The organism is Nonomuraea sp. C10, from assembly GCF_008017515.1.
Taxonomy (GTDB): Bacteria; Actinomycetota; Actinomycetes; order Streptosporangiales; family Streptosporangiaceae; genus Nonomuraea; species Nonomuraea ferruginea.
Genome location: NZ_VPFF01000001.1, coordinates 544,149 through 569,301, shown reverse-complemented (window position 1 = coordinate 569,301; position 25,153 = coordinate 544,149). Strand labels below are relative to the sequence as shown.

General features: G+C 71.0%; 17 protein-coding genes, 1 pseudogene and 1 riboswitch. Of the genes and pseudogenes, 8 read left to right on the top strand and 10 right to left on the bottom strand.

The window, feature by feature from the left end:
* Nucleotides 1-49 precede the first annotated feature (49 nt).
* A complete protein-coding gene (locus tag FR742_RS02675) occupies nt 50-1,963 on the top strand; it encodes an N-acetylmuramoyl-L-alanine amidase (protein ID WP_148029434.1) in 1,914 nt (637 codons plus the stop codon).
* Here the strand turns inward: FR742_RS02675 and FR742_RS02670 are convergent.
* A complete protein-coding gene (locus FR742_RS02670) occupies nt 1,926-2,822 on the bottom strand; it encodes a MurR/RpiR family transcriptional regulator (RefSeq protein ID WP_148029433.1) in 897 nt (298 codons plus the stop codon). The genes FR742_RS02675 and FR742_RS02670 overlap by 38 nt on opposite strands.
* A gap of 45 nt (nt 2,823-2,867) precedes the next feature.
* Complete coding sequence (gene glgP / locus FR742_RS02665; RefSeq protein ID WP_148029432.1) at nt 2,868-5,450, bottom strand: alpha-glucan family phosphorylase; 2,583 nt, start codon at nt 5,448-5,450, stop codon at nt 2,868-2,870.
* 238 nt (nt 5,451-5,688) lie between these two features.
* Here glgP and FR742_RS02660 point away from each other — a divergent pair, with 238 nt between their 5' ends.
* From FR742_RS02660 to FR742_RS02650, 3 genes are all read left to right on the top strand, one after another.
* Nucleotides 5,689-7,734, top strand: a complete 2,046-nt coding sequence (locus FR742_RS02660) for an alpha-1,4-glucan--maltose-1-phosphate maltosyltransferase (protein WP_148029431.1) — start codon at nt 5,689-5,691, stop codon at nt 7,732-7,734.
* A 72-nt stretch (nt 7,735-7,806) separates the two neighbouring features.
* Nucleotides 7,807-9,507, top strand: coding sequence for a maltose alpha-D-glucosyltransferase (gene treS / locus FR742_RS02655; protein ID WP_148029430.1), 1,701 nt, complete (start codon nt 7,807-7,809; stop codon nt 9,505-9,507).
* A gap of 3 nt (nt 9,508-9,510) precedes the next feature.
* A complete protein-coding gene (locus tag FR742_RS02650) occupies nt 9,511-10,851 on the top strand; it encodes a maltokinase N-terminal cap-like domain-containing protein (RefSeq protein ID WP_148029429.1) in 1,341 nt (446 codons plus the stop codon).
* On the opposite strand, the pseudogene FR742_RS02645 reads toward FR742_RS02650, so the two are convergent.
* The 3 genes and pseudogenes from FR742_RS02645 to FR742_RS02635 all read right to left on the bottom strand — a co-directional run.
* A pseudogene (locus FR742_RS02645) lies at nt 10,848-11,117 on the bottom strand (DUF4328 domain-containing protein); the annotation flags it as partial. The gene FR742_RS02650 and the pseudogene FR742_RS02645 overlap by 4 nt on opposite strands.
* 34 nt (nt 11,118-11,151) lie before the next feature.
* Complete coding sequence (locus tag FR742_RS02640) at nt 11,152-11,826, bottom strand: CHAP domain-containing protein (RefSeq protein ID WP_148029427.1); 675 nt, start codon at nt 11,824-11,826, stop codon at nt 11,152-11,154.
* A 13-nt stretch (nt 11,827-11,839) separates the two neighbouring features.
* Nucleotides 11,840-11,988, bottom strand: a riboswitch (cyclic di-AMP (ydaO/yuaA leader).
* Nucleotides 11,989-12,196: 208 nt separating this feature from the next.
* The gene (locus tag FR742_RS02635) at nt 12,197-13,720 is read right to left on the bottom strand and encodes an MFS transporter (RefSeq protein WP_148029426.1); all 1,524 of its coding nucleotides are present in this window, start codon (nt 13,718-13,720) and stop codon (nt 12,197-12,199) included.
* A gap of 141 nt (nt 13,721-13,861) precedes the next feature.
* On the opposite strand from FR742_RS02635, the gene glgB reads away from it, so the two are divergent.
* From glgB to sppA, 4 genes are all read left to right on the top strand, one after another.
* Nucleotides 13,862-16,012, top strand: a complete 2,151-nt coding sequence (gene glgB, locus FR742_RS02630; protein WP_148029425.1) for a 1,4-alpha-glucan branching protein GlgB — start codon at nt 13,862-13,864, stop codon at nt 16,010-16,012.
* Between the two features lie 98 nt (nt 16,013-16,110).
* A complete protein-coding gene (locus FR742_RS02625; protein WP_187280962.1) occupies nt 16,111-18,021 on the top strand; it encodes a S8 family serine peptidase in 1,911 nt (636 codons plus the stop codon).
* An 84-nt stretch (nt 18,022-18,105) separates the two neighbouring features.
* A complete protein-coding gene (locus FR742_RS02620) occupies nt 18,106-19,473 on the top strand; it encodes a S8 family serine peptidase (protein ID WP_148029423.1) in 1,368 nt (455 codons plus the stop codon).
* 61 nt (nt 19,474-19,534) lie between these two features.
* A complete protein-coding gene (gene sppA, locus FR742_RS02615) occupies nt 19,535-21,232 on the top strand; it encodes a signal peptide peptidase SppA (protein ID WP_148029422.1) in 1,698 nt (565 codons plus the stop codon).
* On the opposite strand, the gene FR742_RS02610 is transcribed toward sppA, so the two are convergent.
* Genes FR742_RS02610 through FR742_RS02590 form a run of 5 tightly spaced genes read right to left on the bottom strand, consistent with a single transcriptional unit; the run spans nt 21,229 to nt 25,084 of the window.
* Nucleotides 21,229-21,711, bottom strand: coding sequence for a flavin reductase family protein (locus FR742_RS02610; protein WP_261808325.1), 483 nt, complete (start codon nt 21,709-21,711; stop codon nt 21,229-21,231). The two genes, sppA and FR742_RS02610, sit on opposite strands and share 4 nt — an antisense overlap.
* 31 nt (nt 21,712-21,742) lie before the next feature.
* Nucleotides 21,743-22,654 carry an ABC transporter substrate-binding protein gene (locus FR742_RS02605; protein ID WP_148029421.1) on the bottom strand — a complete coding sequence of 304 codons (912 nt, stop codon included), beginning with the start codon at nt 22,652-22,654 and terminating at the stop codon, nt 21,743-21,745.
* A gap of 15 nt (nt 22,655-22,669) precedes the next feature.
* Complete coding sequence (locus FR742_RS02600) at nt 22,670-23,362, bottom strand: ABC transporter permease (RefSeq protein WP_148029420.1); 693 nt, start codon at nt 23,360-23,362, stop codon at nt 22,670-22,672.
* On the bottom strand, nt 23,359-24,033 hold the full coding sequence (locus FR742_RS02595; RefSeq protein WP_148029419.1) for an ABC transporter permease: 675 nt from the start codon (nt 24,031-24,033) through the stop codon (nt 23,359-23,361). Before FR742_RS02595 ends, FR742_RS02600 begins: the two co-directional genes overlap by 4 nt.
* Entirely contained in the window at nt 24,026-25,084 is a 1,059-nt protein-coding gene (locus tag FR742_RS02590; RefSeq protein ID WP_148029418.1) for an ABC transporter ATP-binding protein, read from the bottom strand. Before FR742_RS02590 ends, FR742_RS02595 begins: the two co-directional genes overlap by 8 nt.
* Nucleotides 25,085-25,153: the final 69 nt, after the last annotated feature.

The window sequence follows — 25,153 nt, the reverse complement described above, 5'->3', positions numbered from 1 at the left end:
AATGTTGAGACGCTGACTCCGTTCCGACACCCCCAGCAAGGAGCGGTACATGCGCAGAGCGCTGGCGATCGCGGCGGTCGCCATCCTGCCCTTAGCCCACGTCACAACCGCGTCGGCCGCCGAGCCCGACGACCGGCAGCAGGCCTTCGCGGCGGCGGCCGAGGAGTTCCAGGTCCCCGAGAGCGTGCTGCTCGGCGTCTCCTACCTGGAGTCGCGCTGGGACGCCCACGCCGGGACGCCCAGCAACAACGCGGGCTTCGGCCCCATGCACCTGACCGACGCGGCCTCGTACACCGGCTCCAACCACCACGGTCAGGACGAGGAGGACCCGCGCGGCGACGACAGCAGGCCCGCCGTCCCGGCGGCCGAGGCGCCCGAGCCCGCCGAGATCCCCGCCGCGCTGCGCACCCTGGAGCGGGCGGCCGAGCTGACCGGAGAGAGCCGCGAGCGGCTGCGCGCCGACCCGGCCGCCAACATCAGGGGCGGCGCCGCGCTGCTGGCCGACTACCAGAAGTCGATCGGCGCGCCGCTCAGCGACGATCCCGGCCAGTGGTACGGCGCGGTCGCCAAGTACTCGGGCGCCGAGCAGCAGGAGGCCGCCCGGTTCTTCGCCGACGAGGTCTTCGCCACGATCAAGTCCGGTGAGGAGCGGGTCACCGACGACGGCCACCGGGTCAGGCTCAGCCCCGTCCCGAACCTGGGCAAGGTCGTGGCCTGGCTGGAGAAACTGGGGCTGCGCGCGCCGCGCCGCGACGGCGTGGAGTGCCCGAGCACGGTGTCGTGCGAGTGGATCCCGGCCGGCTACGCCGAGCTGCCAGGCGGCGGCTACGGCAACCACGACCTGGCGAACCGCCCCAGCTCCCAGAAGATCGACTACATCGTCATCCATGACATGGAGGGCTACTTCGGCCCCTCCGTCGGACTGGTGCAGAACCCGGCCTACCGGGCGAGCTGGCAGTACTCGCTCCGCTCCTCCGACGGGCACATCGCCCAGCACATCAAGGCCAAGGACGTCGCCTGGCAGGCCGGCAACTGGTACATCAACGCCAAGTCGATCGGGCTGGAGCACGAGGGCTTCCTGGCCGAGGGCCACACCTGGTACACCGAGGCGATGTACCGGACGTCGGCCAAACTGGTGCGCTACCTGGCGCTCCGGCACGGCGTGCCGCTCGACCGGGCGCACATCATCGGCCACGACAACGTGCCCGGCACGCTCCCGACCACGGTGCGCGGCATGCACGAGGACCCCGGGCCGTTCTGGGACTGGGCGCACTACTTCAAGCTGCTCGGCGCCCCGCTGCACCCGTTCGGCGGCCCCCGCTCCGGCGCGGTCATGATCAGGCCCGACTTCGAGAACAACAAGCCATACTTCTACGGCTGCGACCGGCAGAACCCGGAGGCCGCCTGCCCGCCGCTGCCCGCGCACACCGTCTGGCTGCGCACCGAGCCGCGTGAGGACGCGCCGCTGGTGAAGGACATCGGCAAGCACCCCACGGGCGAGTCCCTCTACAGCGTGTACGACCACAGCGCGCGGGCCAGCACCGGCCAGCGGTACGCGGTGGCCGACCGGCAGGGCGACTGGACGGCGATCTGGTATCTCGGCCAGAAGGCGTGGTTCCACAACCCGGCGTCCGCGCCGACCGCCGTGCCGTCGATGGGGCTCGTGGTCACGCCCAAGCCGGGCCTGGCGACGGTGCCGGTGTACGGCAGGGCCTATCCGGAGGAGGCCGCCTACCCCGAGGGCGTTCCGTACCAGGCGGTCACGCCGCTGCAGTACACGTTCTCGGCGGGCGAGAAGTACACACTGGCCGGGACGGCGGCGACCGAGTACTACCGGGCCGTCACCTTCGACCCGGCCAACCACCAGGTGGTCCGGGGCAAGACGAAGTATCTGCAGATCCAGTTCGGGCACCGGATCATGTTCGTCAAGGCTGACGACGTGCGGGTGACGTTCTCCGGGTGAACTCCGAGACGGCGCGCCTGGTGCTGGCCAGCGCCTCCTGCGAGGAGTCGTAGGTGCGCTGGGCGACGCCGACGAAGACGCAGTCGACGACGAGGAGCTGGCTGATGCGGCTGGCCAGGGCGCCGGGACGGAACTCCGTCTCGCGCCCGGCCGAGATGAGCACGTGCTCGGCCAGCTCCGCGATGGACGAGCGGGGGTTGTTGGTGATGGCGACCGTGGTCGCGCCGGCCTCCCCCGCCCGGCGCAGCGGCTCGATCACGTCGGGCGTCTCGCCCGAGGTGCTGATGCCGATCGCCACGTCGCCGTCCTTGAGCAGCACCGCGCTGGTCAGCGCCAGGTGGGCGTCCTGGAAGGCGTGGCTGGACAGGCCGATGCGCAGCAGCTTCTGCGCGACGTCCTCGGCCACCAGGCCGGAGGCGCCCACCCCGTAGGCGTCGATGCGGCGGGCGCCGACGATGGCGTCGACGACCAGGCCGAGCCGCTCGGAGGTGAGCTGGGCGACCGTGTCGTTGATCGCCTCCGACTCGGCCCTGGCGACCTTCTGGATGACCTCCGACAGCGGGTCGTCGGGGGCCAGGTCACCGGGCACCAGCCGGTCGGGCTGGGCGGCGGCCGCGGCCAGCGCCAGGCGCAGCTGCGGGTAGCCCGCGAAGCCGAGCAGCCTGGCGGTGCGCACGATCGTCGCCTCGCTCGTGCCCGACGCGGCCGACAGCTCCGTGATCGTGCTGCGGGCCACCGTCGCCGGGTCCTCGAGGATCAGCTGGGCGACGGTGCGGGCAGCGGGCGTCAGGGACGGCAGCACACCACGGACCGTGGCCACCAGGGTGTCGGCTCGCATGCCGTTGCCGCTGTCGTCCACAGACCTGATTATGCCGTTGGTTGACCTGATTTCTACACCGCGTAATCAGCGCAGGGTGCCGTTGGTCATGCCGACCGGCTCCTCGGGCACGGCGATCAGCCCCAGCTCTGCCCGCGCGGCCACCAGCGGGTGGTGCGGCACGACCCGGACGGTGTAGCCGAAGGCGCCGGTGCGGCCGAGCGGGACCACCCCGGTGAAGTGGGCGCGGCCGTCGTCGTCGACCCCGGCCGCGGTCAGCTCGGCGTACTCGGGATGGATCAGCTCGTCGTGCGGGCCGACCCTGCCGTAGGCGGCCTCCACCAGCACGTCGCCGGGCTCCAGGTCGCCGAGCGTGATCGTGGCCCGCAGCTCCAGCGAGGCCCCGACCTCCGGCGTGTCTCCGACGCCCGACGCCTCCACGTGCTCGACGCGCACGCCCGGCCACTCCTTGGTGACCTTGAGCCGCCAGTCGGCGAACGCCCGCGCGGGAGCGTACCCGTCGGCCGACAGCGCCCGCGCGGCCCTGGCGGCGGGCGTGTAGAGGCCCACCACGTAGTCGCGGAGCATCCGCCCGGCGAGCACCTTGGGCCCGAGCGAGGTCAGGGTGTGCTTGACCATCTCCATCCAGCGGCGGGGCAGCCCGTCGGCGGCCCGGTCGTAGAAGCGGTCGGCCACCTCGTGCTCGATCAGGTCGTAGAGCGCGGTGGCCTCCAGCTCGTCACGCCGGTCGGGGTCGGTCACCCCGTCGGCCGTGGGGATGGCCCAGCCGTTGGTGCCGTCGTACCACTCGTCCCACCAGCCGTCGCGGATGGACAGGTTGAGTCCGCCGTTGAGCGCCGACTTCATGCCGGACGTGCCGGAAGCCTCCAGCGGGCGCAGCGGGTTGTTGAGCCACACGTCGCAGCCCTGCACCAGCAGCTGGGCCAGGGCCATGTCGTAGTCGGGCAGGAAGACGATGCGATGGCGGACGTCGGCGCGGTCGGCGAACTTGACGATCTGCTGGATGAGCTTCTTGCCGCCCTCGTCGGCCGGGTGGGCCTTGCCCGCGATCAGGATCTGCACCGGCTTGTCGGGGTGGAGCAGCAGCTCGCTCAGCCGCTCGGGGTCGCTGAGCATGAGCGTGAGCCGCTTGTAGGACGGCACCCGCCGGGCGAACCCGATCGTCAGCACCTCGGGGTCGAGCACGTCGTCGATCCAGCCCAGCTCGGCCGGCGAGGCGCCGCGGTCGAGCCACGACTGGCGCAGCCGCGCCCGCGCGCCCTCGACCAGGCGGCCGCGGAGCTCGCGCCTGATCTCCCAGATCTCCGCGTCGGAGATCTTCTGCACGCCCTCCCAGCCGCGCGCCCGCTCCAGCAGCGACGGCAGCTCGCGGCCGGCCAGCTCCATGAACTCGCGGCCGACCCAGGTGGGCGCGTGGACGCCGTTGGTGATCGAGCCGATCGGCACCTCGTCGACGTCGAAGCCGGGCCACAGGTCCTTGAACATGTCCCGGCTGACCTCGCCGTGCAGCTCGGACACGCCGTTGACGCGCTGGGCCAGCCGCATGCCCATGACGGCCATGTTGAACCGGCCTGGATCGGCCTCGGCGCCGAGTTCGAGAATGCGCTCGACGGGCACGGTCGGCCAGGCGTTGCCGCCGCCGAACTGGCGGGCGATCATGTCGACCGGGAACCGGTCGATGCCCGCGGGCACCGGGGTGTGGGTGGTGAACACCGTCCCGGCCCGCACCGCCTCCAGCGCCTCGTCGAAGGAGAGCCTGGACTCGGTCAGCTCGCGGATGCGCTCCAGGCCGAGGAAGCCCGCGTGGCCCTCGTTGGTGTGGAACACCTCGGGGTCGGGGTTGCCGGTGATGCGGCAGAAGGCCCGGATGGCGCGCACCCCGCCCACGCCGAGCAGGAGCTCCTGCATCAGCCGGTGGTCGGTGCCGCCGCCGTAGAGCCGGTCGGTGACGTCGCGGGCGGCGCTGTCGTTCTCGGCCACGTCGGAGTCGAGCAGCAGCAGCGGGACCCGCCCGACCTGCGCCATCCAGACCTGGGCGTGCAGCACCCGGTCGTCGGGCAGCGAGATGCGGATCTTGACCGGCGCGCCGCCGGGCTCCTTGAGCAGGCTCAGCGGCAGGCCCCCGGCGTCGAGCGACGGGTAGTGCTCCAGCTGCCAGCCCTCGGGCGAGAGCGACTGCGTGAAGTAGCCGTGGCGGTAGAGCAGGCCTACGGCCAGGATCGGCACGCCGAGGTCGCTGGCCGCCTTGAGGTGGTCGCCCGCCAGGATGCCGAGGCCGCCCGAGTACTGCGGCAGCGCGGCGGCGATGCCGTACTCGGGTGAGAAGTAGGCGATGGCCCGCGCGGCGTCGGGCAGCGTCTGGTACCACCGCGGCGCGGTCATGTACTCGCGCAGGTCGTCCGCGGCGTCGGCGAGCCGCCGGCGGAAGCGGCGGTCGGCGGCCAGTTCGGCCAGCCGGTCGGGCCCCACGGCGCCCAGCAGCGCGACCGGGTCGTGGCCGACCCGCTCCCAGAGGACGGGGTCGACCTCGGCGAAGAGATCCATCGTCTCTGGGTGCCATGACCAGCGCAGATTGTGGACGAGCTCGCCGAGTGCGGCCAGCTCCGCGGGCAGGACGGTCCGGACGGTGAACCGGCGGATAGCTCTCACAATGTGAACCCTACGGGCTAGGAGGAACGTCTGGTTCCTTCACCCCCAGTCCCGGCTTTCAAACCCCTTCCGAGATGAAGCATGAAGGGAGACTTTTGGGGCAACTTTCCCCCATGTCAGGTTCTCCCGGGGACACTCGGGAGTTCTATCCACCGCTGCCCGCAATTCACGTGCAAGGATCGATCCTGCCAGGAAAGCCTCCGGCGGTACCGAGTGCCGTCGCAAACCTTGAAATGCGATGATCGGACGAATTCCCATCACGGACATCTCCCCCGTCGTCGACTGCGGGCAGTGGCCCGCCAAGGCGGTCGCCGGCGAGACCTTCGAGGTCTCCGCGACCGTGTTCCGGGAGGGCCATGACGCCGTGGCCGCCGGAGTGGTTCTCACCGCGCCGGACGGGCAGCGGGGCAGGCTGAGACCGATGCGCGAGACCGCCCCCGGCACCGACCGGTGGGCCGTGGAGGTCTGCCTGCCGAGCGAGGGCGACTGGCTCTACCGCGTGGAGGCGTGGAGCGACCCCATCGCCAGCTGGCTGCACGACGCCGACATCAAGATCCCGCGCGGGCTCGACACCGATCTCATGTGCGAGGAGGGCGCGCGCCTGTTCGAGCGCGCGGCCAGGGCCGTGCGGCAGGCCGACTGCCCGGCTCCCGACGGCGCCAACGGCGAGAGCGCCTGCGGCCACCGGGCCGCGCTGCTCGGCGTCGCGGCGAGGCTGCGCGACGAGGACCTCGACCCGCGGGCCCGGCTGTCGATCGCGCAGCTGCCCGAGACGGCCTCGCTGCTGGCGGCCCACCCGCTGCGCGAGCTGGTCACCAGGTCCAGGCAGCAGAAGGTGCGGGTGTCCAGGCGGCGGGCGCTCTACGGCTCCTGGTACGAGTTCTTCCCGCGGTCGGAGGGGGCCGTGGTCAACGGCGTCGGCGCCTCCAAGTCCGGAAATTTCCAGACTGCGGCCAAGCGACTGCCCGCCATCGCCAAGATGGGCTTCGACGTCGTCTACCTGCCCCCGATCCACCCGATCGGCCACACCTTCCGCAAGGGACGCAACAACACGCTCAACCCCGAGCCCGACGACCCCGGTTCGCCGTGGGCGATCGGCTCGGAGGACGGCGGGCACGACGCCGTCCACCCCGACCTGGGCACCATCGACGACTTCGACGACTTCGTCGGCCGCACCCGCGAGCTGGGGATGGAGGTGGCGCTCGACTTCGCGCTGCAGTGCTCCCCCGACCATCCGTGGGTCAAGGAGCACCCGGAGTGGTTCACCGTCCGGGCCGACGGCACGATCGCGTACGCCGAGAACCCGCCCAAGAAGTATCAGGACATCTACCCGCTCAACTTCGACAAGGACCCCGAGGGCCTGTACGCGGAGATCAAGCGGGTGCTGCGCCACTGGATGGACCACGGCGTGCGGATCTTCCGGGTGGACAACCCGCACACCAAGCCGGTGGCGTTCTGGGAGCGCCTCATGGCCGACATCCAGGCCACCGACCCGGACGTGCTGTTCCTGTCGGAGGCGTTCACCCGGCCCGCGATGATGCAGGCGCTGGCCAAGATCGGCTTCCACCAGTCGTACACGTACTACACCTGGAAGAACTCCAAGTGGGACGTCGAGGACTACCTGGCGGAGCTGTCCCACGCCACGTCCCACTTCCTGCGGCCCAACCTGTTCGTCAACACGCCGGACATCCTGCACGAGTACCTGCAGCACGGCGGGGTCCCGGCGTTCAAGATCAGGGCCGTGCTGGCGGCGACGGCCTCGCCAACGTGGGGGGTGTACTCGGGCTACGAACTCGCGGAGAACGTGCCGGTACGTCCCGGCAGCGAGGAGTATCTCGACAGCGAGAAGTACCAGTACCGCCCGCGTGACTGGGTGACCGCGGAGCGGGAGGGCCGCAGCCTGGCGTCCTTCATCACCCACCTGAATCTCTTCAGAAGGGCCCACCCGGCCCTGCAGGAATTGCGTAACCTACGGTTCCACCGGGTCGACCAGCCGGACATCATCTGCTTCTCCAAACGGCTGCCCGGCGCCTACGACGCGGCCACACGACGGCACGGACTGGGCGACGTCGTCATAGCGGTGATCAACCTCGATCCGCACCATACGCACGAGGCCACGGTAGACCTCGACCTGCCCGCCCTCGGGCTCGACTGGAACGCCGAGTTCGTGGTGGACGACGAGTTTTCTGGCGAGTCGTACCGTTGGAGACAGAACAACTACGTGCGTCTCGACCCTCACATCCAGCCGGCCCACCTTCTCACCGTACGAGCGTCGCCACGGTAGAGCTGAATTCAGCGGGGAGTCTTCAACAGTGTGTGCAAGCGCCTCCCTCATGAGCACCCGAGAGGAGAGCTCATGAGCTCCACACCCATTCCCAACACCTTCGACGACGAGAAACCACGCGACCCCTACTGGTACCGGCGTGCCGTCTTCTACGAGGTGCTGATCAGAGGCTTCGCCGACTCCAACGGCGACGGCACGGGCGACATCCGCGGCCTCATCGGCAAACTCGACTACCTGCAGTGGCTCGGCGTCGACTGCCTCTGGCTGCTCCCGCTGTACGAGTCACCGCTGCGCGACGGCGGCTACGACATCGCCGACTTCATGAAGATCCTCCCGGAGTTCGGTGATCTCGGCGACTTCGTACGGCTGGTCGAAGAGGCGCACAAGCGCGGCATGCGGGTCATCGCCGACCTGGTGATGAACCACACCAGCGACGCCCACCCGTGGTTCCAGGCGTCCCGCCACGACCCGGAGGGGCCGTTCGGCGACTTCTACGTCTGGTCCGACACCGACACGCGCTACCCCGACGCCCGCATCATCTTCATCGACACCGAGACGTCCAACTGGACGTATGACCAGGTGCGCGGGCAGTACTACTGGCACCGGTTCTTCCATCACCAGCCGGACCTCAACTACGAGAACCCCGCGGTGCAGGACGCGATGCTGGAGGTGCTGCGCTTCTGGCTCGACCTGGGCATCGACGGGTTCCGGCTGGACGCGGTGCCGTACCTCTTCGAGGAGGAGGGCACCAACTGCGAGAACCTCCCGAAGACGCACGAATACCTCAAGCGCGTGCGGGCCGAGGTCGACAGGCTCTACCCGGACCGGGTGCTGCTGGCCGAGGCCAACCAGTGGCCTTCGGACGTGGTGGAGTATTTCGGCGACCCGGTGGGCGGCGGGGACGAATGCCACATGGCTTTCCATTTCCCGCTGATGCCCCGCATTTTCATGGCGGTCCGCCGGGAGTCCCGTTACCCCATTTCCGAAATTTTGGCACAAACGCCGAAAATTCCGGAAAACTGCCAGTGGGGAATCTTCCTCCGCAACCACGACGAGCTGACCCTCGAAATGGTCACGGACGAAGAACGCGACTACATGTATACCGAATATGCCAAAGACCCCCGTATGCGGGCGAACGTCGGCATACGCCGCCGGCTGGCGCCCCTGCTGGAGAACGACCGCAACCAGATCGAGCTGTTCACCGCCCTGCTGCTCTCGCTGCCCGGCTCGCCGGTGCTCTACTACGGCGACGAGATCGGCATGGGCGACAACATCTGGCTCGGCGACCGCGACGGCGTCCGCACCCCCATGCAGTGGGACCCGGACCGCAACGCGGGCTTCTCCGACTGCGACCCCGGCCGCCTCTACCTGCCGGTGATCATGGACCCGATCTACGGCTACCAGGGGCTCAACGTCGAGGCCCAGCAGAAGAACGCCGGCTCGCTGCTCCACTGGACCCGCCGGATGATCGAGATCCGCAAGCGCCACCCGGTGTTCGGGCTCGGCGAGTTCATCGAGCTCAACTCCTCCAACCCGAGCGTGCTGGCGTTCGTCCGCGAGCTGGGCGACGACCGCATGCTCTGCGTGAACAACCTGTCCCGCTTCCCGCAGCCGGTGGAGCTGGACCTGCGCAGGTTCGTCGGCGTCTCGCCCGTGGAGACCATGGGTGGCGTGCCATTTCCACCGATTGGCGAACTTCCGTATCTTTTGACGCTCCCTGGGCATGGGTTCTACTGGTTCACTTTGCCGCCGGCCCACACCCAGGAGGAGTAGGACGTGCTGGAGGAGCTCCTTGCCGCATGGATCGCACGCCAACGCTGGTTCGGCGGCAAGGGGCGCCCGATCGACTCGCTGTCGATCGACTCCGACGTCGTCATCGAGGCGGGCGACCCGAGCCTGCGCCACCTGATCGTGTCGGTGTGGCAGGAGGGGTCCCGCGAGCGCTACCAGCTCCCGCTCGGCCTGCGCAGGGAGCTCCCCGACACCCTCACCCACGCCTTCATCGGGCCGTACGCGGCGGACGACGGGGAATGCGTGGTGTACGACGCCGTCCACGACCACGAGCTGACCCGCTGGATCCTGGAGTCGATGGCGGCCGGCTCGGGCCGGGCGGGCGTGCGGTTCCACCACCTGCCCGGCGTCGAGATCGACACCAACCAGCGCAGCCTGGTGCTCGGGGCCGAGCAGTCCAACACCTCGCTGGTGTTCGGCGAGGAGTACATCTGCAAGCTCTTCCGCCGGCTCGTCCCCGGCGTCAACCCGGAGCTGGAAGTCGTCACCGCGCTCGCGATCAGGCAGGCGCCGCACATCGCGCAGCCGTACGGGTGGATCGAGACCGACCTCGACGAGACCCCGACCACGCTGGCGATCATGCAGGAGTTCCTGTCGAACTCCACCGACGGCTGGGACCTGGCGCTCACCAGCGTGCGCGACCTCTACAACTCGCTGCCCGGCCTCCCCGCCGCTGAGGCGGGCGGCGACTTCGCCGCAGAGGCGGGCCGGCTCGGCGCGGCCACCGCCCGCGTCCACCACGAGCTGCGCGAGGCGTTCGGCACGGAGGTGATGGAGCCGCACGAGATCAAGCGGATGGCCGAGGACTTCAGGCGCCAGCTCGGCCGCGCCGTGGGCGAGGTCCCCGAACTGCGCGAGCACGTGCCCGCCCTGGAGCTCGCCTACCACCGGGCCGAGGAGCTGACCACCGAGGTGCGCGTCCAGCGGGTGCACGGCGACTACCACCTGGGCCAGGTCATGCGCACCACCACCGACTGGGTGGTGCTCGACTTCGAGGGCGAGCCCGGCCAGCCGCTGGCCGAGCGCCGCGCGCTCTCCTCGCCGCTGCGCGACGTGGCCGGCATGCTGCGCTCGTTCGACTACGCGGCCAGGCACCTGCTGGCGGACCACTCCGAGGCGGCCCGCCTGGAGCCGATGGCCGAGGAGTGGGCCAAGCGCAACAGGGCCGCGTTCCTTGAGGGCTACGCCGAGGGCGGCGGCGTCATCACCCCCGCCGACACGGCGCTGCTGCGGGCGTTCGAACTGTCGAAGGCGGTCTACGAGGTCGTGTACGAGGCCCGCAACCGCCCCACCTGGGTGTCGATCCCCTTGGCCGCCTTCCGCTAGACGGCCGGGCTCTCGAAGGGCGACACCGGAGCGGCGGGGCGCCGCGCCTCCTGCGCGTTGCTGATCCGCAGGACCACCAGGGCCGCCGGCACCGCCGCCACCAGCATCAGCGCGCAGCTCAGCACGTCGAACCTGGCCGCCGACGCCATGGACTCCAGCTCTTCGGCGTTGAAGAACAGCCGCCCGGCCACGAGCGCCACCCAGTTGCCGATCAGCCAGAGCGCCCACCAGAGCGTGACCAGCCCCGAGCGCGGCCAAGGATCGTTCTCGTCCCGATGGCTGGCGCGGTTGTCAGGCCGTTCAGGCGGCCTTGTACTCGGGGTAGCCGTAGCCGGCCACGTGGGACACGGGCCGGATGCGCTCCTCGACCTTGCCGTTGCCGGTGTTGCCCTCGATCGTGGTGATCGTGCCGTCGCCGTTGTCCTTCTTCACCAGGCCGACGTGGTCGACGGCGCTGATGTTCTTGCTGCCGCCCCAGTCGAAGAAGACGACGCTGCCGGGCTTGGCCTGGCTGCCCCAGCGGTTGTTGTCCTTGAACCACTGGGCGTGGGTGACGGTGTAGGCGTCCCAGCCGATCGTGGAGCGGGCGCCGGCCTGCTCGCCGACCCAGGACACGAACATCGCGCACCAGGGGGCGTTGGCGTACAGCGCGGGCGTGCCGCCGCCGTCACGGGCCAGGGTCTCGGCCGCGCGCGGGGAGGACATGTACCACTGGTGGAACTTGGTGCCGCCGCCGGCGGCGTCCTCGGTGACGCCGATCTGCGACTCGGCGACCTGCAGGACGGTGCTCGCGCTGACGGCGGTGGACTGGTTCGCGCTGCTCTGCTGGTGGGCGACCGGGTGGGGCTGGGAGGGGGAGGCGGCGGCCGCGGTGGCGGCGGCGGAGGTGCCGGCGAAGGCGGCGCCGAGTGCCAGGGTGGCGCCCAGGGCCAGGCGGGAGGTGGACGGGATGCGATCGAAGATGTGCTTGACCATGCTCGGGGATTGCTCCTTGCTTCCATGCCGCCTACCGGGTTAGCTGTCGGGTTCGGGCGTGGAAGTGCCCTACGGCGCGCCCTTGGTGAAGAGCGACCGATTCACCCCAGAGAAAGGTGGGTCCCCGGTTCCGCCAGAGGGCGGATTCGGCGGCCGCGCCGTGTTCCCGCAATGTGCGCGGGTGGGCGCGGTCTCGGCAATTCATCGGCAACGCGCGGGGGCTTACCTAAAAGCGCTGCTCAAGCGCGTGCCATCGATGGGTTCGAAGGTAATCGTCGCGCAAGGGAAAGGGCAAGCGCGGGACGGACCCCGGCGACGGGATCCCCCATGACATGGGGGATCCCGCACGAATTCTTTACCTTCGATCCGGTTACGAACCGTCGGGCGAGGAGCCGAGCCGGGGGACGTGGCGCAGGGCGGTGGCCGCCAGGATCGCCGCGGCGAGCAGGACGACGGAGGCGGCCGCCGCCGTGACCGTGAGGCTCGTGGTGAAGGCGGCCCTGGCCGCCTCCGCGAGCGTGGCGGCGACGGAGGCGGGCTGACCGGACGCGACGGCCATGGCGCCGCCCAGGGTGTCGCGGGCCGCTGCCGCCGCCTCCGCGGGGACTTCCTCCGGTACGCGCAGGCGGGCCTGGTAGACGGCGGCGGCGATGCTCCCGAAGACGGCCAGCCCGGCCGCGCCGCCGAACTCCTGGGCGGTCTCCGACAGCGCCGCCGCCGAGCCGGAGCGCTCCGGCGGCGCCGCGCCGACCACGATGTCGATGCCCAGCACGAGCAGCGGCGAGCCGCCCAGGAAGAACAGCGTCTGCCCGGTCACCAGCGCGGCGAGCCCCGACGTGCCTGCCATCGTGAGGAGCAGGACCCCTGCCGCGCCGAGCACCAGTCCCCCGGCCGCGAGGACCGCGGGCCGGACCCGCCGCGCCAGCGCCGGGGTCGCCACGAACCCGAAGATGATCGCCACCGCGTTGGGCAGCGTCCACAGCCCGGCCTCCAGCGGCGACAGGCCGAGCACGAGTTGCAGGTACTGCGCCGTCAGCAGGCCGATCCCCGGCCCCACCAGGATGACCAGCATCAGCGTGCCCAGCGCCCCGGAGAAGCGCCGCTCGGCGAACAGCCGCAGGTCGAGCAGGGGTTCGGCCAGCCCGCGCTGCCTTCGTACGAAGACCACCGCCAGCGCCGTCCCGGCTACCAGGGAGAGCGGCGCTACGGCGCCCGCCCCGCCGGCGGCCAGCTCCTTCACCCCGTAGGTGACCGCGAGCGCGGCCGCGACCGACAGCACCACGCTGGGCGCGTCGATCCGGCCCACGGCGGGCGAGCGGTACTCGGGCAGCAGCAGCGGCCCCGCCACCAGCAGCACGGCCATCACCGGCACCCCGAGCAGGAACGCCGCCCCCCACCAGAAGGTCTCCAGCAGTGACCCGCCGAGCAGCGGCCCGATCACCATGCCGCCGGTGAAGCCGACCATCCACAGGCTGATCGCGGTCGTCCGCTGGGCGGGGTCGTGGAACATGGTGCGGATCAGCGACAGTGTCGAGGGCATGAGCGTCGCGCCCGCCACGCCCAGCGCGGCGCGGGCGGCGATGAGCACTTCGGCGCTCGGCGCGTACGCGGCCGCGGCGGAGGCGAGCGCGAAGGCCGCGGCCCCGATCAGCAGCAGCCGCCTGCGCCCGATCCGGTCGCCCAGCGTGCCCATGGGGATGAGGAACCCGGCGATCAGGAACCCGTAGATGTCGTTGATCCACAGCAGCTGCGCCCCGGTGGGCCGGAGGTCCTCACTCAGCGCGGGCACGGCCAGGTGCAGCACGGTCACGTCTATCGAGAGCAGCAGGGTCGGCAGGATGAGGACGGCCAGGCCGATCCACTCCCGCTTGCCCGCACGCTGTTGTATGTCCATGCATGGAACGCTAAAAACCCAACCACGCTTGAGGTCAATCCCCGATAAACCCAAGATTCCGCACTTTCGGTGATTGTCGGGGTGAATGCGGGCAGTGCCACAGATGGACGGTCGCCATAGGGCAGTGTTGGGAGCATGCCGATGAGGACAGAGCTCGACCGCCTCGCGGGCGGGGCGCACCACGATCCGCATTCCGTGCTGGGCGCCCACCCAGGCGCGGGTGGGGTGACCTTCCGAGCGCTGCGCCCGCTCGCCGAACGGGTCCGCGTGGTGCTGGACGACGGCACCGCGCACGACATGAAGCACGTGGCCCACGGCGTGTTCGAGACCACGGTCCCCGGTCTGGACAAGGTTCCCTCGTACACCTTGAGCGTGCGCTATCCCGGCGGTGAGGCGCACGAGACGCGCGACCCGTACCGGCACTGGCCCACGCTGGGCGAGGTCGACCTGCACCTGATCGGCGAGGGGCGGCACGAGCGGCTGTGGGAGGTGCTCGGCGCCCGCGTGATGGAACACCAGGACACGCCGGGCACGGCGTTCGCCGTCTGGGCGCCCAACGCCCGCGGCATCCGGGTGATCGGCGACTTCAACCACTGGGACGGCACCGCCTACCCGATGCGCTCGCTGGGCCGCTCGGGGGTGTGGGAGCTGTTCGTCCCCGGTCTCGGCGCGGGCGAACGTTACAAGTACCAGGTGCTGGGCGCCGACGGCGTGTGGCGCGACAAGGCCGACCCGATGGCGCGCAGGACCGAGCTGCCCCCGCAGACCGCCTCGGTCGTCGAGCAGTCCGACTACGTCTGGGCCGACGAGGAGTGGATGGCGGGGCGGCGCGACGAGCAGCCGCGCAACCGGCCGATGAGCATCTACGAGGTCCACCTGGGCTCGTGGCGGCCCGGCCTGTCCTATCTGGAGCTGGCCGACCAGCTCTCGGAGTACGTGGCCGACCTGGGCTTCACGCACGTGGAGCTGCTGCCGGTGGCCGAGCACCCGTTCGGCGGGTCGTGGGGCTACCAGGTGACCTCCTACTACGCGCCGACGGCCCGCTTCGGCACCCCCGACGAGTTCCGCGCGTTCGTCGACCGGATGCACGCCAAGGGCATCGGGGTGGTGCTCGACTGGGTGCCGGCGCACTTCCCGATGGACGACTGGGCGCTGGCCCGCTTCGACGGCACCCCGCTCTACGAGCACGCCGACCCGGCCAGGGGCGAGCACCCCGACTGGGGCACGTACGTGTTCGACTTCGGGCGCCGCGAGGTGCGCAACTTCCTGGTCGCCAACGCGCTCTACTGGCTCAAGGAGTTCCACATCGACGGCCTGCGGGTGGACGCGGTGGCCTCGATGCTCTACCTCGACTACTCCCGCCGGGAGGGCGAGTGGACCCCCAACGTCTACGGCGGCCGGGAGAACCTCGACGCGGTCGAGTTCCTCAAGGAGATGAACTCGGTCTGCTACCGGGAGGCGCCCGGCATCGCGACCGTGGCCGAGGAGTCGACCGCCTGGCCGGGGGTGTCGCGGCCGGTGCATCTGGGCGGGCTCGGCTTCGGGTTCAAGTGGAACATGGGCTGGATGCACGACACGCTGGAGTATCTCCGGCACGAGCCGATCTTCCGGCAGTACCACCACCATCAGATGACGTTCTCCCTCATCTACGCCTACTCGGAGAACTACGTCCTGCCGCTCTCCCATGACGAGGTGGTGCACGGCAAGGGCTCGCTGATGGGCAAGATGCCCGGCGACGAGTGGCAGCGCTTCGCCCAGCTGCGCGCGCTGCTGGCGTTCATGTGGGCGCATCCGGGCAAGCAGCTGCTGTTCATGGGCGGTGAGTTCGGCCAGGGCTCGGAGTGGTCGGAGGAGCGCGGGCTCGACTGGTGGGTGCTGGAGTTCGACGGCCACCAGGGCGTGCAGAGGCTGGTACGCGACCTCAACCGGTTCTACAAGGACACCCCGGCGCTGTGGGAGCAGGACACCAGGCCCGAGGGTTTCCGGTGGATCGACGCCGACGACGCGCCGGGCAACACGTTCTCGTTCCTGCGGTACGCGAAGGACGGGTCCGCGGTGGCGTGCGTGGTCAACTTCAGCGGCGCGGCGCACGAGAACTACCGGCTCGGTCTCCCGTACGGGGGGCGCTGGGCGGAGGCGGTCAACACCGACGCCTACGAGTACTGGGGCAGCGGCGTGGGCAACATGGGCGAGGTGGAGGCGGTCGACGAGCCGTGGCACGGGCTGCGCTACTCGACGACGTTGCGGGTGCCGCCGATGGGCGCGGTCTGGCTGACCTCTCCGCCTTCCTGACTGGTGCCTGAAAGTCTGGTGAGAAAGGAGCGGCAGGGCCTGTCCGGTCCTGACAAATCACCTTAAACTCCGAGATCATGTCTCCTCGGAGGAAGCCGGTGCGACTTCGCCCCCTGATCGCTGCCGCGATCATGCTGGCGCTGCTCCCCGCGGCGCCGGCGTTCGCCGACGATCCCACACCGACCCCAACCCCCGCCGCCACGAGCGCCGAAGAGAAGGTCGAGGAGGGCTTAGCCGTCGACGGCGGCAGCGTGCGCGCCATCGTCGAGCTGACCGACCCCGCCCAGCACGCCCCGATGGCGGCCAGGGCCGCCGAGGGCAGCGTCGAGGTGCTGCTGCAGCCTCAGGCCCAGCCGTTCATGGTGGTCGAGGGCACGGCCGAGGAGCTGGCCGCGCTCGCCGAGGACCCCCGGGTGACGTCCATCCACCGCGACCGCGCCTACCCGCCCGCGCTGGCCTCCAGCATCGCGCAGATCGGGGCCGACCAGGCGCACGCCGCCGGTCACACCGGGGCCGGACAGAACATCGCGATCCTGGACACCGGCGTCGACCTCGACCACCCGTTCCTGAGCGGCCGGGTGGTGGCCGAGGCCTGCTTCTCCGCCGTGGACGCGGGCGTCGAGTCGCTCTGCCCCAACGGCCAGACCAGCCAGGTGGGCGCCGGCTCGGCCGACGCCACCACGGCCAAGTGCCTGCTGGACGGGACGAACCTGTGCGACCACGGCACCCACGTGGCCGGCATCGCCGCGGGCACCGGCGGCGTCGCGCCCGGCGCGGGGATCGTCGCGGTGCAGGTGTTCAGCCGGGTCAACGACGAGGACCTGTGCGGCGCGGCCGCCTGCCTGCTGGCGTACGAGTCGTCGCTGCGGCTGGCCCTGGACCACGTGGCCTCGCTCACCGAGCCCATCGCGGCGGTGAACCTGAGCCTGGGCGGCATGCCGTACGAGACGAGCTGCGACGACAGCGAGGAGGCGCAGGTCTTCAAGCCGAAGATCGACGCGCTGCTCGCCAAGGGCGTCGCGACCGTGGTCGCGGCCGGCAACGAGTACTTCGAGGGCGCCACGTTCCCCGCCTGCATCAGCTCCGCGGTGGCCGTCGGGGCGAACGACGACGGCGACGCCATCGCCGACTTCTCCAACCGGGGTGCGCTGCTCGACCTGTTCGCGCCCGGCGTGGACATCGAGTCGTCGGTGCCTGACGACCAGATGACCACCTACAGCGGCACCTCGATGGCCACCCCGCACGTGGCGGGCGCGCTGGCGCTGCTGAAGGCGCAGTCGCCGGACACGCCGATGCCGGACCTGATCGCCAAGCTCGTGTCAACCGGCAGGCCGTACGTCTACCAGGCCAACGGTGCCGAGGTGCGGACGCCGCGGCTGGACGTGGCGGCGGCGGTGACGGGCGGCACGCCGCAGCCGGAGATCAGCCAGAGCCCGCCGGCCGCCCCCGACCCGGCCGATCCCGGCCCCACGGACCCGGACCCCGCCGACCCGGACCCGAACCCCGAGCCCGACCCGACGGACAGCGGGCCGACCCCCCAGCCGGAGCAGCCGTCGGACGACCCGACGCCGGTGCCGCTGCCGACGGTCACCGTCACGGTCACGATCACCGTCACGCCGACCCCGGCAGCCAAGGCCGCGCCGGTCTGCACCAGGGGCACCGCGGCCAAGCGGCTGACCGCCAAGCAGTGGGCCAAGGAGATCCACCGCGGCAGCGGCACGATGAGCGACGAGACCCTCACCTGCTATCTGAAGCTGGTGGGCAAGGCCAGCAAGGTCTTCCCCGAGCTGACCAAGGCCTCGTCGCTGGGCAAGGCGTACCGGGTGATCAAGAACACCAAGACCGCCAAGCGCAGGCTGGACAGCGCGCTGCTCACCGGCTGGCTCAACTGGGCGCACGGCGTGAACGGCACCAAGACCCTCAAATCCTCAGAGAAGGTGCGGCTGGCCAAGAAGCCCACGAATGCCGCGCTCAAGAAAGCTGCCACCAAGGTGATCAAATCCCGGTAAAAGGCTAGAAAACCGAGGCGTCACGGACGACACGACCGGGGAGCTATCCGCCGTGTCGTCCGCTTGACGTCTCGGAGGAAACCCGTGGGATCTCGCTCTGTGCTCGCCTGCGCGGTCGCGCTGACGACGATCGTGGGCACGGCGCCCGCTGGGAACGCCGGCACTCCTGTCAGCGACGGTCCCACCGTCGGCAACGGCCTGGTCGAGCAGATCAGGTCCGAGAAGAAGGTCCGCTCCATCGTCGAGCTGCGGCCCGGCCAGCCGGTGGGCAAGGTCGCCACGGACGTCGAGCGGGCCTCGGCCGGCGCCAAGGTGCTGGAGTCGTCCGCCTCGGCGGGCTTCCTGGTCGCCGAGGTCGACGCCGCCACCCTCGCCGAGCTGCGCAGGGACCCCCGGGTCCAGGCCGTGTACGCGGACCGGCCGAGCGTGCCCTTTCTGGCCGACAGCACCCGCGTGATCGGCTCTGACCGGGCCAACGCGGCGGGCTGGACGGGCCGCGGCGCCACCGTCGCCGTCCTGGACCTGGGCATCGACGGCGACCATCCCTTCCTGGCCGGCCGCATCGTGGACCAGGCCTGCTTCTCCACCACCGACGCGAGCACCGGGTCCGTGTCCCTGTGCCCGAGCGGCGAGGACTCCCAGACCGGGCCGGGCGCGGCGGACAGCGCGATCCCGCGCTGCATGTCGCGCGGCGTCAACCAGTGCGGCCACGGGACCCACGTGGCCGGCATCGCCGCGGGCCGGAACGCGCCCGGCGCCCCCGGCAACGGGGTCGCCCCCGACGCGGCGGTCCTGCCCATCCAGGTCTTCAGCCGGGTCGACACCGCCACGGGCTGCGGCGGGGTCGGCGCCCAGGCCCCCTGCTTCGTCACCTACACCTCCGACCAGAAGCTGGCGCTGGACTACGTCACCCGCGTGGCCAGGACGTACAACGTGGCCTCGGTGAACATGAGCTTCGGCGGCAGCGGCCCCTTCCAGGCGCACTGCGACGCCGACCCGGAGGCGTCGGCGCTCAAGGGCCAGTTCGACACGCTGCTGAACCTGGGCGTCGCGCCCGTGGTGGCGGCCGGCAACGGGAGCGCGCGCGACGGCGTCGCCTCGCCCGCGTGCATCTCCAGCGCGGTCACGGTGGGCGCCACCGACGACGCCGACGCGGTCGCCGTCTTCTCCAACCGGGGCGCGCTGCTCGACCTGTTCGCGCCGGGCGTGACGATCGAGTCCTCGGTGCCGGACGACACGTACGCGTCGATGAGCGGCACGTCGATGTCCGCGCCGCACGTGGCGGGGGCGTTCGCGGTGATGAAGCAGGCGTTTCCGGCGCTCGACGCGGCGCAGATCCTGCGGCGGCTCCAGGAGACCGGCCGGTCCGTCGTCTACAGCGCCTCCTCCCGGAGCGTCGGCACGCCGCGCATCGACCTGGGCCGCGCGACCTCGGCCGTCACGCAGGGCTGAGCCGCCCCACTTGGCAGGAGTTGGACACACGCGCCCGGCTTCTGCCGCTTAGGGTGGCTCTATGGACCCAGGCAAGGCGATCTTCGAAACCGTCGAGAAGCTCCGGCAGCGGCGCACCGCTCCGCTCGTACTTGAACTCGACCTCACCGAGGGGCTCACCCAGGGGCCGCCCTCGGACCCGCTGGCCGCGCTGCTGTCCATGCGCAAGCCCCGCCTTTCCGACGTGCTGGCCGGGCTCAAGCGGGCCCGGCAGGACTCCCGGGTCAAGGCGCTGATCGTGAAGATCGGCGGCAATCCGATCGGGCTGGCGACCGTCCAGGAGCTGCGCCAGGCCGTCATCGAGTTCCGCGCCTCCGGCAAGCAGACCGTGGCCTTCGCCGAGACGTTCGGCGAGTTCGGCGCCGGCACGATCCCGTACTTCCTGGCCAGCGCCTTCGACCGGGTCTACCTGCAGCCCAGTGGCGACGTGGGGCTCACCGGCGTGGTCCTGGAGCAGCGCTTCCTCAAGAACGCGCTGGGCAAGCTCGGCGTCGACTACGAGATCGGCCAGCGCCACGAGTACAAGACCGCGGCCAACACCTTCACCCAGGACCACATGACCGAGCCGCACCGCGAGTCGATGGCCCGGATCGTCGAGTCCATCACCGAGCAGATCGTGGCCGGCATCGCCGACGGCCGCCGGCTCGACCCCGGCAAGGTGCGCGAGCTGATCGACCGCGGCCCGTTCATCGGCGCCGAGGCGGTGGACGCCGGGCTGGTCGACGGCCTGGCCTACCGGGACGAGGTGTACGGCGAGGTCAAGCGCGCCGCCGGCGAGGACTCCCTGCTGCAGTACGTGTCCCGCTACCACCGGACGTCGGCCGTCAAGAAGCTGCCGCATCCGACCGCCGACGGCATCGCGCTCGTCCACGGCGACGGCGCGATCCGCACCGGCCGCAGCGGCCGCAGCCCGCTCGGCGGGGGCGGCGCGATGGGCTCCGACACGATCAGCGCCGCGCTGCGCGCCGCCCGCCGCGACGAGCACGTCAAGGCCGTGGTGTTCCGGGTCGACAGCCCGGGCGGCTCGTACGTGGCCTCCGACACGGTGTGGCGTGAGGTGGTGCTGACGCGCAAGGTCAAGCCCGTGATCGTGTCGATGGGCGACGTGGCGGCCTCCGGCGGCTACTTCGTCTCGATGGCCGCCGACGTGATCGTGGCCCAGCCGGGCACGCTCACCGGCTCGATCGGCGTGCTCGGCGGCAAGCCGGTGCTGTCGGAGCTGCTGGAGAAGCTCGGCGTGGACACCGACCACGTCGCCCAGGGCGCGAACGCGGGCATGTTCTCCACCTCGCGCGGCTTCTCGCCGGAGCAGTGGGAGCGGGTCAACGCCTGGCTCGACAGGATCTACGACGACTTCGTGGGCAAGGTGGCCGAGGCCCGTGACCTGAGCCGCGAGCGCGCCCACGAGCTGGCCCGCGGCCGGGTCTGGACGGGCGCCGACGCGCGGGCCGGCGGCCTGGTCGACGAGCTGGGCGGGCTGGAGGACGCGCTGCAGCTCGCCAGGAAGCGCGTCGGCCTCGCCGAGGACGCCCCGGTCCGGGTCTATCCCAGGCTCAACCCGCTGGAGCGCCTGCGCGGCCCCGAGTCCAGCGACGACAAGGCCGCGGCCCTGGCCAGGGTGCGCCTGGACTCCTGGGGCCCGCTGGCCAGGCTCTCCGCCGAGCTCGGCCTCCCGGCGACCGGTCCGCTCGCGCTCCCCGCCTGGTACACGATCCGCTAGGCGCCGACCGCGCGGTAGCGGCCGCGCAGGCGGATGAGAGGCCGCAGGCCCGGGGCCACGTAGTCGACGGCCAGGACCCGGGCCACGAACAGCGTGTGGTCGCCCGCCGGCACCACCCGCGTGGTCTCCGCCTCCAGCGCGGCGACGCCGCCGTCCAGGACGATCGCGTCCGAGTGCGGGCCGCGATGGTGCGGGACGCCCGCCACCAGGTGGCGGGCGCTCGGCCGGCCCGCCGCCGCGAACCGGCTGGCCATCGCCGCCTGGCCTGACGACAGCAGGGAGCACGCCCACCGGTCCTGGCGCAGCAGCACCTCGTTGACGTAGCCCCCGCTGCCCAGGCTGACGAGCATCAGCGGCGGGTCCAGCGACACCGACATCAGCGTGGAGACGGTGACGCCCACGTCGTCGCGCCCGTCGCGCACGGTGACGACCGACACGCCCGCCGCGAGCTGCGCCATGGCGTCGGTGAACTCGCTCACCGCCCGGCCCCCCGGATCCGGGCGGGGCGGGTCAGCCGAGGCCGTTCGAGGTCAGCCATTCCCCGGCCACCGTGGCGGGCTCGTCCTTGTTGACGGAGATCTTCTGCATCATGTCGAGCAGCGAGTCCGTCGTCAGCTTGGCGGAGACGCCGTTGAGCGTCGTCCTGACCGTGTCGTCCACCGTGGCCTTGTGGACCAGCGGGGTCACGTTCTGGGCCGGGAAGATGTTCTTGGTGTCCTCAAGGGGCGCCAGCTCGTTGATGGTCATCTTCGGGTCGGTGCTGAAGACGTTGCCCACCTGGATGGAGCCGTCCTTGATGGCGTCGGCCGTCGTGGGCCCCGTCGGCTTCCACTCCTTGAACTCGATCCCGTACACGTCCTTGAAACGCTGCTCCCAGCGGTCCTTGAACTCCGGCGGGCCGCCCACCACCATGTCCTTCGACACCTTGGCCAGGTCGTCCATGGTGGCGGTCTTCTGCGCCGTCTCCTTGGTGACCGAGAGGGTGTCCTTGTCCTCGGCCGGGGAGGAGTCGAGCACCTCCAGCTCGGGCGGCAGCTTCTCCTTCAGCGCGGCGTTGATCTCCTCGGCGGTCGCCGCGGTGTTCTCCTTGTCGACGTAGGCGAGCAGGTTGCCGTTGTACTCGGGCACGATCGTCAGCCCGCCGCCCTTCACCTGGTCGTAGACGACCTCGCGGCTGCCGATCCGCGGCTTCTCCTCCACCTGCACGCCCTTGGCCTCCAGCGCCTGGGCGTAGATCGACGCGAGCAGCACGCTCTCGTCGAAGTCGAACGACCCGATCACGACAGTCCCCCCGCCGGAAGCCGACCCGGTCGGCGTGGCGGCCGTGCTCTGCAGCGGGTTGTCACCGCCGCCGCCGCCACAGCCGGCCAGCGCGAGCGCCGCGGACAGGAGCACCGCCGCGGTGCCGAACATGCGTCTCATCAGTTGTTTCCCCTTCTAGCGGGAGGTTGCACCACTGTCACGTACCTTCAGTCGCCGGCTCACGCCCGGGGAGACGGTCACTCTCTGTACGAGCGTGAATCCGACCTGCACCACGAGCGCGAACAGCACAATCAACACAGAACCCCCGAAGACGCTCGCGTAATCCTGTGTCGCGAAACCGTCGATAACGAACCGCCCGAGCCCGCCCAGACCGGTGTAGGCCGCGACCGTGGTGGTCGCGACCACCTGGATGGCCGACAGCCGCAGCCCCAGCAGGATCAGCGGCAGCGCCACCGGCACCAGCACCTGCCCCAGAACCTGCCCGCCACGCAGTCCCATCCCGTACGCGGCGTCACGCAGCTCCGGGTCCACCCCCCTGATCCCCTCGAAGGTGTTGACCAGGATCGGCGGCACGGCCAGCAGCACCAGCGGGATGATCACCGGCCAGATCGACGCGGTGCCGAGCAGCAGCACGAACAGCACCAGCACGCCCAGCGTGGGGATCGCCCTGGCCAGGTTGGCGGAGACCACCACGACCAGGTGGCCCCTGCCGGTGTGACCGATCAGCAGGCCGAGCGGCACCGCGACCAGCGTGGCCAGGAAGAGGGCCAGCGCGGAGAACTCCAGGTGCTCCAGCAGCCGCACCGGGATCCCGTACGGCCCCGACCAGTGCGCGGGGTCGCCGAAGAAGTCGACGAGCCAGTTCACGTCGCCCTCCTCGCCCGTTCCCACGGCGTCAGCAGCCGCTGCGCGAGCACCAGCAGCCCGTCGGCGACCAGCGCGAGCAGCACGATCAGCCCGATGCCGACGACGACCGGCGGCAGGAACGGGTTCTGGTAGGCGCGGGTGAACAGCATGCCCAGCCCGCCCTGCCCGATCAGCGCGCCCACGCTGACCAGGCTGATGCTGGAGACGGCCACCACCCGCAGCCCGGCGATCACCACCGGCGCCGCGATCGGCAGCTCCACCTGCACCAGCCGGCGCAGCGGCGTGAAGCCCATGGCCACCGCCGACTGCCGGACGTGCTCGGGCACCGCGCGGATCCCGTCGACCACGGCGGGGATGAGCACGGCCATCGCGTAGAAGATCAGCGGGATGATCACGGTGACCGGCGACAGCCCGGTGACCGAGATCAGCAGCATGAACAGCGGCAGCGACGGCAGCGCGTAGAGCACGTTGAACACGGCCGCGGTGGGCTGGTAGAGCCACCGCCACCGGATGCAGGCGAGCCCGAGCGGCAGGGCCAGCGCCAGCCCGGCGACGATCGGCACCAGCGACATCAGCAGGTGGTCGCTCAGCAGGTCCCTGATGCTGCCGGCCCGCCCGGTGTCCCAGTTGCGGGCGATCCACTCCCAGAGTGAGGGAGGCCCGTCACCCATGGACGGCCTCCGTCAGCGCCTCGTCGAGCGCCTGCCGGGTGGCCACCCCGACGACCTTGTCCTGCTCGTCCACCGCCACCGCGTGCCCCGACGGGGACAGCAGCGCCGCGTCCAGCGCCGCGCGCATGGAGTCGCGGCCGTGGCGGAACGTGCCCGCGGGCTCCAGCTCGCCCGGCCGGCCGCGCGCCAGCCAGCCGGCGGCCCGTCCCTCGGCGGTGAGCGCGAGCAGCCACGGCTCGTCGCCCCGCCCGTCGGCGCCCTCCCGCACGGTCAGGTCGGTGCGCAGGCGCAGCCCGCCCGTGGAGACGAACTGCAGGCGGCGGATCCCCCGGTCGCGGCCGAGGAACTCGCGCACGAAGTCGTCGGCGGGCTCCGTCAGCAGCGTCTTGGGGTCGGCGACCTGCGCCAGCTTGCCGCCCACGCGCAGCACCGCCACCCGGTCGCCGAGCTTGATCGCCTCGTCGATGTCGTGGGTGACGAACACGATGGTCTTGTTCAGCTCGGCCTGGAGCCTGATCAGCTCGTCCTGGAGGTTCGTGCGGACCACCGGGTCGACCGCGCTGAACGGCTCGTCCATGAGCAGCACGGGCGGGTCGGCGGCCAGCGCCCTGGCCACCCCCACCCGCTGCTGCTGCCCGCCGGACAGCTGGAACGGGTAACGCTCGCCCATCGCGGGGTCCAGGCCGACCCGCTCAAGCAGCTCCATGGCCCGGCCGCGGGCCCGCTTGCGGTTCCAGCCGAGCAGGTACGGGACGGTGGCGACGTTGTCGACGACCTTGCGGTGCGGGAAGAGGCCCGCCTGCTGGATCACGTATCCGATGCCGCGGCGCAGCACCGGGGGATCGACGGTGTCCACGGGAGCGCCGTCGAGCAGGATCCGGCCCTCGCTAGGGTCGATCATCCGGTTGATCATCCGGAGCGACGTCGTCTTGCCGCACCCCGAGGGGCCGACGAGCACGGTGATCTCCCCCGTGCGCGCCTCCAGGCCGAGGCGGTCCACGGCGACCGTCCCGTCCGGATAGCGTTTGGTGACAGCATCGAAAGTGATCACGCGCGACCTCCCGCATCGAGCAGGGCCGCGACCCCCTGCCACGACCGCCGCATGATCTCTTGAACCCAC

What these genes read in the sequence shown, in the direction of transcription:
- glgB (WP_148029425.1), top strand. Translation starts at nt 13,862, where the DNA reads ATGAGGACAGAGCTCGACCGCCTCGCGGGCGGGGCGCACCACGATCCG.
- FR742_RS02595 (WP_148029419.1), bottom strand. Translation starts at nt 24,033, where the DNA reads ATGGGTGACGGGCCTCCCTCACTCTGGGAGTGGATCGCCCGCAACTGG.
- treS (WP_148029430.1), top strand. Translation starts at nt 7,807, where the DNA reads ATGAGCTCCACACCCATTCCCAACACCTTCGACGACGAGAAACCACGC.
- FR742_RS02605 (WP_148029421.1), bottom strand. Translation starts at nt 22,654, where the DNA reads ATGAGACGCATGTTCGGCACCGCGGCGGTGCTCCTGTCCGCGGCGCTC.
- FR742_RS02640 (WP_148029427.1), bottom strand. Translation starts at nt 11,826, where the DNA reads ATGGTCAAGCACATCTTCGATCGCATCCCGTCCACCTCCCGCCTGGCC.
- FR742_RS02675 (WP_148029434.1), top strand. Translation starts at nt 50, where the DNA reads ATGCGCAGAGCGCTGGCGATCGCGGCGGTCGCCATCCTGCCCTTAGCC.
- FR742_RS02635 (WP_148029426.1), bottom strand. Translation starts at nt 13,720, where the DNA reads ATGGACATACAACAGCGTGCGGGCAAGCGGGAGTGGATCGGCCTGGCC.
- FR742_RS02660 (WP_148029431.1), top strand. Translation starts at nt 5,689, where the DNA reads ATGATCGGACGAATTCCCATCACGGACATCTCCCCCGTCGTCGACTGC.
- sppA (WP_148029422.1), top strand. Translation starts at nt 19,535, where the DNA reads ATGGACCCAGGCAAGGCGATCTTCGAAACCGTCGAGAAGCTCCGGCAG.